The following is a 12,268-nucleotide window of genomic DNA, read 5'->3' as shown; positions in this document are numbered from 1 at the left end:
GGCGGCGGTTACTCACCCGCCTCCGGCGGACCGCAGTCCGTGCGCGGCTCCGACACCGTCAGGGCCTCGCCGAGCTGCCCGCCCCCGCTCAGTCGTCGAGTCCCTCCGCCGCCCGCTTCTCCCGCAGCTCCATGATCGCCCGGCGGCGCGCGAGGCGGTGGGTGCGGCGGATCTGGGCCTCCTGGTAGCGGCGCTCGTCCCGTTCCGTCTCCGGCAGCACCGGCGGGACCCGGCGGGGCGTTCCGTCGGCGTCCACGGCCGCGAAGACGAGGTAGGCGGAGCCGACCTGGGTGGCGGGGGTGGACTCGTTCCAGCGTTCGGCGAGAACCCGCACGCCGACCTCCATCGAGGTCCGGCCCGTCCAGTTGACCTGGGCCTTCACATGGACGAGGTCGCCCACGCGGACCGGCTCCAGGAACGCCATCTCGTCCATCGAGGCGGTGACCGCGGGCCCGCCGCTGTGCCGGCCGGCCACCGCGCCCGCCGCGTCGTCCACCAGCTTCATGATCACGCCCCCGTGCACGGTGCCCAGCAGGTTGGTGTCGGCCTGGGTCATGATGTGGCTGAGCGTGGTGCGGGACGCCGAGGTGGGCTTGCCCGGGATCTCCGGAGTCCCCGGTTCCGCGACGGTGGTGGCCTGGTCTGTCATGTCCTCCACCCTATGCCGTGACGACAATCCGGGAATTTGTGTCAGCTTGGCAACAGGGATGCCCTGATTTTCCGACGACCCTTGTATAGGGCCCAGCAGGTACCTGCACACTGGGCCTCATGAACGATTGGCCCGAGGGATGGTCCGGCGACAACCGCGCCGACCGGTACGGACGCGGCAGCGCGAGCCCGCAGCCCGAGAGCGCCCGCGTCATGCGGCAGGTCCGCCGCGGTCGGGCGGCGCCCGGACAGGGCGGCTACGGCCCCCAAGGCCCGTCCGCGCCGCCGTACGGCAGCGGTGTGCCCCAGCAGCCGTCGTACGTCGACGGCCAGGGCCACGGCGGCGACTACGACCGGTACGACGGCTACAACACGGGCCAGGTCTACGGCAGCCCCGGCGGCGGTGGCCACGGCGGCCCCGTGGATCCGGGCGGCGCCCGGGGCCCGCGCCCGGCGCCGAACTGGCGCAAGCGCATCAAGTGGACCGCGATCGTCGTGATCACCGGACTGGTCGTGACCACCGTCGGCACCTACTTCTGGGCCGACTCCAAGCTCCACCGCGACGTCGACCTGTCCAAGGTCATCGACCGGCCGGAGCAGGGCGACGGCACGAACTACCTGATCGTCGGCTCCGACAGCCGCGCCGGGCTGTCCTCCGAGCAGAAGAAGCAGCTGCACACCGGCTCCGCCGAGGGCAAGCGCACCGACTCGATGATGATCCTGCACACCGGCAGCAACGGCGACACGCTGATCTCGCTGCCGCGTGACTCGGACGTGGAGATCCCGAGCTTCGTGGGCTCCGAGTCCGGCAAGACCTACAAGGGCACCGGCCGGCACGTGAAGCTGAACGCCGCGTACGCCGAGGACGGGCCCGAACTGCTGGTCCGCACGGTCGAGTTCAACACCGGGCTGCGCATCGACCACTACGTCGAGATCGGCTTCGCCGGCTTCGCGAGCATCGTGGACGCGGTCGGCGGGGTCGAGATCAACATCGACAAGGGGTTCAAGGACAAGTACTCCGGTGCCGACTTCAAGGCGGGCAAGCAGACCCTGAACGGCGACCAGGCGCTCGCCTTCGTCCGCACCCGGCACGCGTTCGCCGCGTCCGACCTGCAGCGCACCAAGAACCAGCAGAAGTTCCTCGCGGCCCTCGCCCACCAGGTGGCCACCCCCGGCACGGTCCTGAACCCCTTCAAGCTCTACCCGACGCTCGGCGCGGGCCTGGACTCGCTCATCGTCGACAAGGACATGGGCCTGTACGACCTGGGCTCCATGTTCTTCGCGATGAAGGGCGTCAACGGCGGCGACGGCACCTCGCTGAACATGCCGATCTCCGGGTCCACCGGCGGCAACCTCGTCTGGGACAAGGCGAAGGTGAAGCAGCTGGTGCAGGAGCTGAACAACGACGAGAAGGTCACGGTCACCGGGAACTGACGGCCCGGGCCCTGCCTAGGCCCGCCGTCCCGAGGCGAGCAGCGCGACATGCGGAAGGGCCAACTGCCCTTCCGCATCCGCGTATGCGGCACACAGACGCTCGTACTCCCGACGGATGCGTACGACGGTCTCCGCGTCCTGCGAGGTCACGACCAGTCCGATGGTGGCGACCCCGCCCGCGGCGCCGCTCCACCACTCCTCGACCCCGGCCCGGTGGTCCCAGGCGAGTTCGGCCGCCTCCACCCCCAAGAACCCGGCATCCCCGAGGAGTTGGGAAAACCCCGCCGGCGTACGAGTCCAGTCCTCCGCCGGATCCAGCCGCGGAATGTACGCCGGGGGTACGGCCCCGCCCGCCGCGCAGGCCCGGCCGAGCAGGTCCTGTCCGGCACCGCGGCGCTCACTCCACGTCGTGAGCGCGAGCCGGCCGCCGGGACGCAGAACACGGAGGAGTCCGGCGAGGGCGGGGCGGGGGCGGCCGACGTGGTTGAGCACGAAGTTGCCGACGACGGCGTCGAACTCACCGTCCCGGTAAGGGAGTTCGGGCAGCACACCGGTCCGTGCGTCGATCCCGCGGGAGCGCGCCGCCGCCACCATCCCGGCATCGGCGTCCACGGCACTCACATGCGCCCCACGCGCCCGCGCCGCCACAGCCGCCGTACCGGTCCCGGTCCCGACGTCGAGGACCCGCGTCCCCGCCCGGACCCCGGCCGCGTCCAGCAGCGCCTCCACGGGGTGCGCGCACAGCCGCGCGAAACTCCCGGCGTAGGCCTCGGTGCGGCCCTGCCACATGGCACGCTCGGCGGCGTCGAAGGCCTCGGTGGCGTCCGCCTCCGGGGGCAGCGGCGGCGGCCGGAAGAGCCGGTCGGCGGGCTGCCCGTGCGCGTCCCTGTACGGCGGCGTCGTGTTCTCGGGCGTCGTGTTCTCGGAGGTGGTCACGCACCTCACCCTGCCGCACCGGCGATCGAGGGCACCTCCCGGGTGCCCTCGATCCGGTCACCGGGACACCGACGTCACATCGCCATGCCCGACATCGCGCGACAGGTCTGCGCACAGCGACGACACGCCTCCGCGCACCGCATCATCTGGGGATCGTCCGGCATGGACATACACGCCTCGGCGCACATCTCGCACGCCTTGGCGCACATCGCGCACATCTCCGCCGACATGGGCGAGCGGCGCATCATCATGTCCGCGCACATGCGGGTCATGTCGGCGCAGTCCATGAGCGCCCGCATGACCTGCATCTGCGCCTGGCCGCCCGCCTGCATGCAGGAGCTCATGGTCTCCTCGCACACGCTGTGGCACTCCATGCACGCCGCCACGCAGTCCTGCATCTCCTTGCTCATCACGGACATGCTCTCGGCCTGGGTCATGGCTCCTCCTGAGGGGATGCGGGAACCCGGGACGGGCCCCGTGCCCTACCGTCCTACGCCTGTCCCGGACCGGGCGCCATCGGACGGACGCCACCAATCCACCCCGAAACACCCGCCTCGCCCACGACAAAAGCCCCCGGAACGCCTCCGGGGGCTCAGTCGTCGCCGGTCGGACCGGCTACGGCAGGTTCCGTGCCATCACGATCCGCTGGACCTGGTTCGTACCCTCATATATCTGGGTGATCTTCGCGTCGCGCATCATCCGCTCCACCGGGTAGTCCCGCGTGTAGCCGTATCCGCCCAGGAGCTGGACGGCGTCCGTGGTGACCTCCATCGCCACGTCCGAGGCGAAGCACTTGGCGGCGGCGCCCTGGAAGGTGAGGTCCTTGTCGCCGCGCTCGGAGGCGGCCGCCGCCTGGTAGGTCAGGGCGCGGGCGGCGGCGATCTTCATGGCCATGTCCGCGAGCATGAACTGGATGCCCTGGAACTCGGCGATCGCCTTGCCGAACTGCTTGCGCTCCTGGACGTAGCCCTTGGCGTAGTCGAGGGCGCCCTGCGCGACGCCGAGCGCCTGGGCGGCGATGGTGATGCGGGTGTGGTCCAGGGTCTTCATCGCCGTGGCGAAGCCGGTGCCCTCGGCGCCGATCATGCGGTCGGCGGGGATGCGGACGTTGTCGAGGTAGACCTCGCGGGTCGGGGAGCCCTTGATGCCGAGCTTCTTCTCGGGGGCGCCGAAGGAGACGCCCTCGTCGGACTTCTCGACGACGAACGCGGAGATCCCCTTGGAGCGCTTCGATGGGTCGGTGACCGCCATCACCGTGTAGTACTCGGAGACGCCGGCGTTGGTGATCCAGCGCTTCACGCCGTTGAGGATCCAGTGGTCGCCGTCGCGGACCGCCTTGGTCTTCATGCCGGCCGCGTCGGAGCCGGCGTCCGGCTCGGAGAGGGCGTACGAGAACATCCCGTCGCCCTTGGCGAGGGGGCCGAGGTACTTCTTCTTCAGGTCCTCGGAACCCGAGAGGATCACCGGGAGCGAGCCCAGCTTGTTCACCGCGGGGATCAGGGACGAGGACACGCAGACGCGCGCGACCTCCTCGATCACGATCACCGTGGCGAGCGCGTCGGCGCCCGCGCCGCCGTACTCCTCGGGGACGTGCACGGCGTGCAGGTCGTTCGCGACCAGGGCCTCCAGTGCCTCCTGGGGGAAGCGGGCCTCCTCGTCGACCGCGGCGGCGTACGGCGCGATCTTCGCCTCCGCCAGCGAGCGGATGGCGTCCCGGAGCATGTCGTGCTCCTCGGACGGGCGGTACAGGTCGAAGTCAGCCGATCCGGCCAAGGTTCTCTCACGCTCCAAGACGCTGCGATGCCTGTGCTAATTACCGTTAAGTAACTCAAATTTTAGGGGCCCGCTCGCGGGACGGATACGTGAGCTTGGCGACAGGGGGAAAACTGCCCGTCGCACGGCCCGACTATGCTCGGGCACCGCATGACCGCAGACCCTCTGCAGACTCGTCTGGAGCATCATGAGCCTCAAGATCACCGTGATCGGCACCGGCTACCTCGGCGCGACACATGCCGCGGCCATGGCCGAGCTCGGTTTCGAGGTGCTGGGGCTCGACGTCGTTCCCGAGAAGATCGAGATGCTGCAGCGGGGCGAGGTCCCGATGTACGAGCCCGGTCTGGAGGATCTGCTCCGCAAGCACGTGGCGGGGATCGAAGGGTCCACCGGCCGGCTGCGCTTCACCATGGACTTCGCCGAGGCGGGCGCCTTCGGTGACGTCCACTTCGTCTGTGTGAACACTCCGCAGCGGCACGGCGAGTACGCCTGCGACATGTCGTACGTGGACTCCGCGATCGCCTCGCTGGCCCCGCACCTGAGCGGTCCGGCCCTCGTCGTCGGCAAGTCGACGGTGCCCGTGGGCTCCGCCGACCGGCTGGCCCGCTACCTCGCCGACCACTCCCCCGCGGGCGCGGACGCCGAGCTGGCGTGGAACCCGGAGTTCCTGCGCGAGGGCTTCGCCGTGGACGACACCCTGCACCCGGACCGGATCGTGGTCGGCGTGCGCAGTGAGCGCGCGGAGAAGCTGCTGCGCCAGGTGTACGCCACGCCGCTGGCCGAGGGCACGCCCTTCGTGGTGACCGACTTCCCGACCGCGGAGCTGGTGAAGACGTCCGCGAACTCCTTCCTGGCCACGAAGATCTCCTTCATCAACGCGATGGCGGAGATGTGCGAGGCCTCCGGCGGCGATGTCGCCAAGCTCGCCGAGGCCATCGGGCACGACGACCGGATCGGGAAGAAGTTCCTGCGGGCCGGGATCGGCTTCGGTGGCGGCTGTCTGCCGAAGGACATCCGGGCCTTCATGGCCCGTGCGGGTGAGCTCGGCGCCGACCAGGCGCTGACCTTCCTGCGCGAGATCGACTCGATCAACATGCGCCAGCGCGGCCAGATGGTGGAGCTGGCCCGGCAGATACTGGGCGGCGGGCCGTTCCTCGGCAAGCGGGTCGCGGTGCTCGGCGCCAGCTTCAAGCCCGACTCGGACGACGTCCGGGACTCCCCCGCGCTGAACGTCGCCGGGCAGATCCACCTCCAGGGCGGCCAGGTCACGGTCTACGACCCGAAGGGCATGGCCAACGCCCGCCGCGTCTTCCCGACCCTCGGCTATGCCGACACGGCCGTGGACGCGGTACGCGGCTCCGACGTCGTACTGCACCTCACGGAGTGGCGGGAGTTCCGCGAGCTGGACCCGGCGGCCCTCGGCGAGGTCACGGCGGCGAAGGTGATCCTGGACGGCCGCAACGCCCTGGACCCGGTGCTGTGGCGCAAGGCCGGATGGACGTACCGGGCGATGGGACGGCCGACCGCCTGAACGGCGGCGACAGCTTCAGGGCCCAGGACTCGGAAGTCCGGGGCGCGCAGGTCCACATGCGGGTCCGGGCCACGGGTATGGGTGCGGGCACAGGACCCGCTCTTCCCGGGAGTCACGCCACCGCAGGGCCACCTCCGCTGGGCGATCACGCGGGCACTTAGATCCTTCGCGCGGCGTCTGCTGACGGATACAGCCCCCGTTCCGAGCGCCGACCGGATCGGTCCGGGACTGACGGCGGTCGTGTCGGTAAAGCTGGACCGGCCCGAGTTCTGCGGCGCGACGCGCGGCGGACTGGCCAACGGGGTGGCGCACGTGTGCGTGGCGAAAGCCGTACGGGAACACCTCGGCGCGTGGTTCCGGGAACGGCCGGAACAGGGCGACGCCCTCGTCACCCGTCTGCTCTGAGGCGTTCGCCGGGCGTCGGGGCGGCATATGCAGTCGTACCCGGAATCATCAACAGGAGTTCGATTTGCATTCGAGTACGGTGGCGAATTGACCGTTCTCACAGGCCATCCCCCTGCAAAGGAGAGGTAGGCAACGATCGGTTAACCGATGCGTAGTCAAGCGGAATCCGCCCTCCACTCCACTGTTCGTCATCGCCGAGTTCTTCGGACGGATTGACTTGAGCATGTCAGGAGTTGAGTCATGCCCTTGTTCCGCAAGGGGGAGTGGCCGCGCGACCATCGCGACGAGCTGGTCGCCGGAGCGCTCGTCGGAGCCGTGGTGATCGTGCTGGGGTACGCGTCGGGCATCGGCGCCCCCGCCGGTGCCGGAGCGGCCGAGGCCGCGGTTCCCCCGGCCGCGTCGCCGACGGTGACGGCGCCGATGACGACCGCCCCGGGGGCGGCACAAGTCCCGGTGGGTTCAGGGGAGTTGCCCTCATACGGTTACGGTGGAGGCGGCGCGGGCGCGGACCTCGGGTACGGCGGTGGGGGCATCGTGACCGGTACCGTCCCCGTCGGCGGGAGCGGAGGCCACGCGGGAGGGCACGGCGGTGGCCACACCGGGTCCCCGACCCCGCCGGCCCCGGGCTCCGACTCCCCCACGGCCACGCCCTCGCCCACCCCTACGCCCTCCCCCTCGGGCACCTGTCAGGACGGCGAGGTCACCCTCGTGCAGCCGTTGCTCGTCGGGCTCACCGAACCCGTCCTCGGCCTGCTGGGCGGTGCGAGCGCCTCCCCCACGGCGACGCCCGCGCCGTCCCCCTGCGTCGGCCTCGCGCCCGCCGCCGGCCTGCTCGGCGGAATCCTGTCCGCCTCCGCCTCCGCATCCCCGCAGCCGGAGGCCACGCCATGAGGACCGTGCACCGGGCCCTGCTGCTGTTCGCCGCCCTCCTCTGCGTCCTGCTGGGCGCGGCCCAACCCGCCTTGGCGCACACCGAGTTGGTGAGTTCCTCCCCCAAGGACGGTGCCACCCCGGCGAAGGCCCCCGGCCACCTCACCCTCACCTTCGACGAGGCCGTCGACCTGGCCGACGTGCGGGTCCTGACACCGGACGGGGACCGGCTGCCGGTCTCCCGCACGGCGAAGGACAACGTCGTGCGGGTCGCGCTCGGCAGTCCCGCGGACGGGCGGTTCGCCGTCGTCTGGTCGGTCGTGGACGCGGAGGACGGACACGCCTCCTCCGGACGGATCGCCTTCGCCGCGGGAGCGGCCGCCACCGGGACCGGCGGCGCCGAGGTCACGGCCGCCGCTCCCGCGCCGTCCCCCTCGGTGCGCAAGGGTCTCGTCGCCGTGCGCTGGGCCGGATACCTCGCGCTGGCCCTGTTCGTCGGCGGGCTCGCGTTCGTGGCGCTGCTGTGGCCGTCCGGGGCGTACGAGCCGCGGGCCCGGGCACTGCTGGGTTTCGCCTGGACGGGCGGGCTGCTGGCGACCGTGGCGGCCGTGGGACTGCAGGGGGCGTACGTCTCCCTCGGCGACCTGCGGGACGCGCTGCGGCCGGCCACGTACGCCGACGTCCTGGCCACCGGACCCGGCATCGTGCTCGCCGCGCGCGGGCTGATGTGGGTGCTGGCGGCCGTGGTGCTCGCCGCACTGCTCCAGGGTGCCGCTCGTTCGCCGGGCTGGCGGGTGGGCGCGCTCGCGGTGACGTTCGGGCTGCTGCGCACCACCGGCATGACGGGCCACAACTCCGAGGGCAGTGAGCCCACTTGGGGTGCGGTCGCCGACTTCGTCCACCTGCTCGGGGCCTCGCTCTGGATCGGCGGGCTGGCGATGCTCGCGCTGGCGGTGCTGCCACGCCGGCGGGCCGGGGAGCTGGCCGAGATCGTGCCGGGTTACTCGCGGCTCGCGGCGGTGAGCGTCACCGGCATCGTCGGCGCCGGGCTGGTGCTCGCGTGGCAGGTGGTGGGGTCGTACGGCGCCCTGCTGCACACGTCGTACGGGCATCTGCTGCTGGTCAAGACGGCCGTCCTCGGGGGTGTCCTGGTGGCCGCCTTCGCGAGCCGCCAGTGGGTGCGCACCCGTCTCGACCTCGCCGTGCTGCTGCGCGGCGACGCCGCCACCGTGCGGCCCTTCGGTTACTCGGTCGCGGCCGAGACGGGGCTGGTCCTCGTCGTGCTCGCCGTGACGAGTCTGCTGGTCACGGCCGATCCCGGCCGCTGACCTCCATGGTCCATGGGAAACAACTCCCTGGGAAACAATAGGAGTTGAAGTGAAAAGAAGCGACGACACCAGTGATCGGCGGGGGCCGGGCACCGGGCGGACCGCAAACCGGTCCCTGCTGGTCGCGGGGCTCGGCGCGGCGCTCGCGGCGGTGCTCAGTCTCGGACTGCTGAGCGCGGCCACGGGCTCCACGACGGCCTCGCAGCAGGCAGCGGGCGCGGCTCAGGCGCCCGCTGCCGCAGCAGCCGACATGAAGGCCGCGGCCGCGGCCGACTACCAGGTCGACATCACGGGCTACAAGTTCGGCGACGGCAAGCAGCTCGTCGTCGAGGTCGGCCAGACCGTGCGGTGGACCAACCACGACAGCGCGCCGCACACGGTGACCACGACCAAGGCCCCGGTGGCCTTCGACTCGGGGACCCTGCAGAAGGGCGACTCGTGGTCGTACACCTTCACCAAGGCGGGGACGTACGAGTACTACTGCGCGGTGCACCCGGACATGGTGTCGTCCGTGAAGGTCGTGGCGGCGTCCGGCGGTGGCGGTTCGACGCCCGCGCCGACGCCGACCCCGACCGCACCCACGGCGACCCCGACGGCGGGCCCCACGGCCACGCCGACGACCACGCCCACGTCGACACCGACCGGCATGCCGATGCCGACGGCGACTCCGACGGCCACGCCCACCAGCGGTGACGGCTCCGGTTCCGGCGAGCAGTGCACGAGCATCCGCAACGAGCTCCTGCCGATCCTGCAGCACCTCTACGCGGCGCACCTGGAGGAGTCGCCCGGCCAGCAGGTGCAGGACGCCCTGTCGCTGGACTCGTACATCAAGATGCACACGGTGTGGATCGAGAGCATCCTCAAGCCGGCCGTCAACGACGGGGGCACGGTGCTCGACAGCACGCTCAGCGTGCTGCTGGCCCACATCAACTCGGCGCACCTGGAGGAGTCGCTCGGACAGCAGGTCACCGATCTGCTGAACCCCGACGCCTACGTGAAGATGCACACCGTCTGGGCGGAGCACCTGCTCACGCCGACCACGGACTTCCTCACCACCAGCTGCTGACACATGGGTGGACGCCGTTCCGGCCGGGGCTCAGCCGGCCGGAACGGCGTCCACGGTCATTCTCCACACCCCCGCCACATTTCGGGAACCGCTTTCCAAGGAGTTCGGGATGACAACCGTCACCCTGCCCACCGTTCCTCCGCCCCGCCGTCTCACCGTGACCCCCGGCCGCTCGCTCGCCGAACTCACCGCCTGGTACGGGCCGTTGCCGGTACGGCGGCGGCGGGTGCCGCTCGCCGGGGCCGCCCTGGAGATGTCCGAGGACGCCGCACGGTCGGCGTTCCGCTTCGAGTTCGACCACCGTGAGCTGCGGGCCGTCCTCACCTCCGAGCAGGTCGAGGACCTGCCCGGCGACCGTCTCCAGCTCACCGCCGACCTCGTCCTCCACGACCTCGCCTTTCCCGTCCTGCTGCGGCTGCGCGTGGTCGAGCGGGCAGCGGACCGGCTGCTCGTCGTGGGTACGGCCCGGCTGCCGTACCGGCTGCTGCGCCGGGCCACCGGGTTCCGGCTGCCGTGGCGACTGCCGGCCACGCGGCTGCGGCTGCTGGTCGCGGGGGAGTTCGCGTGAGGGGGCTGCTGCGGGCCGCGGCGGCCCTCGCCCTCCTCGCCGTGTGGCTGCTGCCGTCGGGGCGGGCGTCCGCCGCGGGCTACGCCGTGGCCATGAAGGGGTACGCCTTCGCACCGGCCACGCTCTCCGTCCCGGCCGGCTCCACGGTGACGTGGACCAACTACGACACGGCCCCGCACGACGTGAAGACCACCTCCGGCCCGCTCTCCATCCACTCACCGATGCTGGACAAGGGCCAGAGCTGGAGCTTCACGTTCACCACGGCCGGTTCCTACGGCTATGTCTGCACGGTCCATCCGGACATGACGGCGGGGATCACGGTCCGGGCGGCGGCCCCCGCTCCGGTTCCGGCTCCCGCGAGGACCTCCGCGGCACCGACCCGGCATGTGCACTCCGGCTCCTCCGCCCACCAGGAGGCGGCGACGCCGACGCGGACGCCGTCCCGTGCCCCCAGCTCGGCACCGGCTATGACGATGCCGATGCCGTCCTCGTCCCCGTCACCCGCGGCGTCCGAGGCGGCCGTACCGCAGCCGGCGCAACTGCCCGCGACGCAGACGGCCGCCGCGACGGCCCGCCCGCTGGATCCCCTGCTGGTCCTGGCCGGCCTGGTGGCCGGGGTGGCGGTCCTGTGTCTCCTGCTGGTGGGTTCACGCACGTCCCGGGCACGGACGGAGGACCTCTGACACCCTGAACCGAGCAGGGGCGCGGGGCCGCGTCAGTCCTTGGCCCGGTACCGCCGCATCTTCGCCCGGGCCCCGCACACCTGCATCGAGCACCACCGTCCCCGCCCCGCCGGACTGCGGTCGTAGTACGCCCAGTGACAATCGACGGCCTCGCATGCCTTCAGCCGGATCCAGGTACCCGCGACCAGGGACTCGGCGACGGCGGCGGCGACCCGGGACACCAGGGGCCCGGCGTCGGCGGGGGCGAGCGCGGCCGAGCCGTCCGACTCGGTGACCGTCAGGAGCAGCGGCGCCGACGCCAGCAGGTCCCCCAGCGGCGTCACGGCGCGGTGCGGCGGGTGCCCCGCGTGGGCCAGCAGCGCGACCCGCAGCGACTCGCGCAGCTCACGGGCCCCCGCCGTCCCGCTCCCTGTGAGCCCGAACCGCGCCCGGCCCTCCGCCGTGTCCAGCGAGTCGGCACCGGACTCCAGGTCCAGCGTGTTGACCAGGGACTGGACCAGTCCCAGGCCCCCTGGCGCGGGCGATCGCTCACTCATGGCTGCACGCCACCTGTCCGGACGCTCGGTGAATTCCCTTGCGACGTTACCCCCGATGCGGGAGCATGCGGTAACCGTTACTGGTTGCCGCGCTCTACAGGTAACCGTGCTTCAAGGAGGAAGCCATGGCCATCGCCGAACTCGGCGCCGTCGTCCTGGACTGTCCCGACCCCCGCGCCCTCGCCGGTTTCTACGCAGGCATCCTCGGCGGCACCCCCGAGGGCGAGGGTGACTGGGTCGACCTCAAGACCCCCGGCGGACCCTCACTGGCCTTCCAGGCCGCCCCCGGTTTCGTACCGCCGAAGTGGCCCGCCCCCGACGCCTCGCAGCAGTTCCACCTCGACCTGACCGTCCAGGACCTGGACGCGGCCGAGGCGAGCGTCCTCGACCTGGGCGCCAAGACCCTCGACGCCGACGACCGCTCACGCGGCTGGCGTGTGTACGCCGACCCCGCGGGGCACCCGTTCTGCCTCTGTGCCTGCTGACCAGG

At 71.6% G+C, this 12,268-nt stretch carries 14 protein-coding genes; 9 read left to right on the top strand and 5 right to left on the bottom strand.

Annotated features, from left to right (window positions below; all coding sequences use genetic code 11):
* Positions 1-88: 88 nt before the first annotated feature.
* Entirely contained in the window at positions 89-649 is a 561-nt protein-coding gene (locus ACZ48Z_RS34040) for an acyl-CoA thioesterase (protein ID WP_468739749.1), read from the bottom strand.
* 119 nt (positions 650-768) lie between these two features.
* On the opposite strand from ACZ48Z_RS34040, the gene ACZ48Z_RS34035 reads away from it, so the two are divergent.
* The gene (locus ACZ48Z_RS34035; RefSeq protein WP_468739748.1) at positions 769-2,082 is read left to right on the top strand and encodes an LCP family protein; all 1,314 of its coding nucleotides are present in this window, start codon (positions 769-771) and stop codon (positions 2,080-2,082) included.
* A gap of 15 nt (positions 2,083-2,097) precedes the next feature.
* Here ACZ48Z_RS34035 and ACZ48Z_RS34030 read toward each other — a convergent pair whose 3' ends face one another.
* The 3 genes from ACZ48Z_RS34030 to ACZ48Z_RS34020 form a co-directional block, all read right to left on the bottom strand.
* Positions 2,098-2,871 carry a class I SAM-dependent methyltransferase gene (locus tag ACZ48Z_RS34030; RefSeq protein WP_468739785.1) on the bottom strand — a complete coding sequence of 258 codons (774 nt, stop codon included), beginning with the start codon at positions 2,869-2,871 and terminating at the stop codon, positions 2,098-2,100.
* A 221-nt stretch (positions 2,872-3,092) separates the two neighbouring features.
* Positions 3,093-3,455: a four-helix bundle copper-binding protein gene (locus tag ACZ48Z_RS34025; protein ID WP_468739747.1), complete on the bottom strand. Its 363-nt coding sequence runs from the start codon at positions 3,453-3,455 to the stop codon at positions 3,093-3,095.
* Between the two features lie 178 nt (positions 3,456-3,633).
* Positions 3,634-4,791, bottom strand: coding sequence for an acyl-CoA dehydrogenase family protein (locus ACZ48Z_RS34020; RefSeq protein WP_468739746.1), 1,158 nt, complete (start codon positions 4,789-4,791; stop codon positions 3,634-3,636).
* 187 nt (positions 4,792-4,978) lie between these two features.
* Here ACZ48Z_RS34020 and ACZ48Z_RS34015 point away from each other — a divergent pair, with 187 nt between their 5' ends.
* From ACZ48Z_RS34015 to ACZ48Z_RS33985, 7 genes are all read left to right on the top strand, one after another.
* Entirely contained in the window at positions 4,979-6,322 is a 1,344-nt protein-coding gene (locus ACZ48Z_RS34015) for a UDP-glucose dehydrogenase family protein (RefSeq protein WP_468739745.1), read from the top strand.
* Between the two features lie 81 nt (positions 6,323-6,403).
* Entirely contained in the window at positions 6,404-6,727 is a 324-nt protein-coding gene (locus ACZ48Z_RS34010; protein ID WP_468739744.1) for a TopoII/MutL transducer domain-containing protein, read from the top strand.
* Between the two features lie 240 nt (positions 6,728-6,967).
* Positions 6,968-7,618 carry a hypothetical protein gene (locus tag ACZ48Z_RS34005; protein WP_468739743.1) on the top strand — a complete coding sequence of 217 codons (651 nt, stop codon included), beginning with the start codon at positions 6,968-6,970 and terminating at the stop codon, positions 7,616-7,618.
* Positions 7,615-8,925: a copper resistance CopC/CopD family protein gene (locus ACZ48Z_RS34000; RefSeq protein ID WP_468739742.1), complete on the top strand. Its 1,311-nt coding sequence runs from the start codon at positions 7,615-7,617 to the stop codon at positions 8,923-8,925. Before ACZ48Z_RS34005 ends, ACZ48Z_RS34000 begins: the two co-directional genes overlap by 4 nt.
* Positions 8,926-8,974: 49 nt before the next feature.
* Complete coding sequence (locus tag ACZ48Z_RS33995; RefSeq protein ID WP_468739741.1) at positions 8,975-9,991, top strand: cupredoxin domain-containing protein; 1,017 nt, start codon at positions 8,975-8,977, stop codon at positions 9,989-9,991.
* Positions 9,992-10,100: 109 nt separating this feature from the next.
* On the top strand, positions 10,101-10,559 hold the full coding sequence (locus ACZ48Z_RS33990) for a hypothetical protein (protein WP_468739740.1): 459 nt from the start codon (positions 10,101-10,103) through the stop codon (positions 10,557-10,559).
* Positions 10,556-11,242 carry a cupredoxin domain-containing protein gene (locus ACZ48Z_RS33985; RefSeq protein ID WP_468739739.1) on the top strand — a complete coding sequence of 229 codons (687 nt, stop codon included), beginning with the start codon at positions 10,556-10,558 and terminating at the stop codon, positions 11,240-11,242. Before ACZ48Z_RS33990 ends, ACZ48Z_RS33985 begins: the two co-directional genes overlap by 4 nt.
* Before the next feature lie 32 nt (positions 11,243-11,274).
* Here ACZ48Z_RS33985 and ACZ48Z_RS33980 read toward each other — a convergent pair whose 3' ends face one another.
* On the bottom strand, positions 11,275-11,778 hold the full coding sequence (locus ACZ48Z_RS33980) for a CGNR zinc finger domain-containing protein (protein ID WP_468739738.1): 504 nt from the start codon (positions 11,776-11,778) through the stop codon (positions 11,275-11,277).
* A 125-nt stretch (positions 11,779-11,903) separates the two neighbouring features.
* Here ACZ48Z_RS33980 and ACZ48Z_RS33975 point away from each other — a divergent pair, with 125 nt between their 5' ends.
* Entirely contained in the window at positions 11,904-12,263 is a 360-nt protein-coding gene (locus ACZ48Z_RS33975; protein ID WP_468739737.1) for a VOC family protein, read from the top strand.
* Positions 12,264-12,268 lie beyond the last annotated feature (5 nt).

The sequence above is a fragment of the Streptomyces sp. NPDC031225 genome (assembly GCF_055570355.1).
This window is presented reverse-complemented; position numbering and strand designations above follow the sequence as displayed.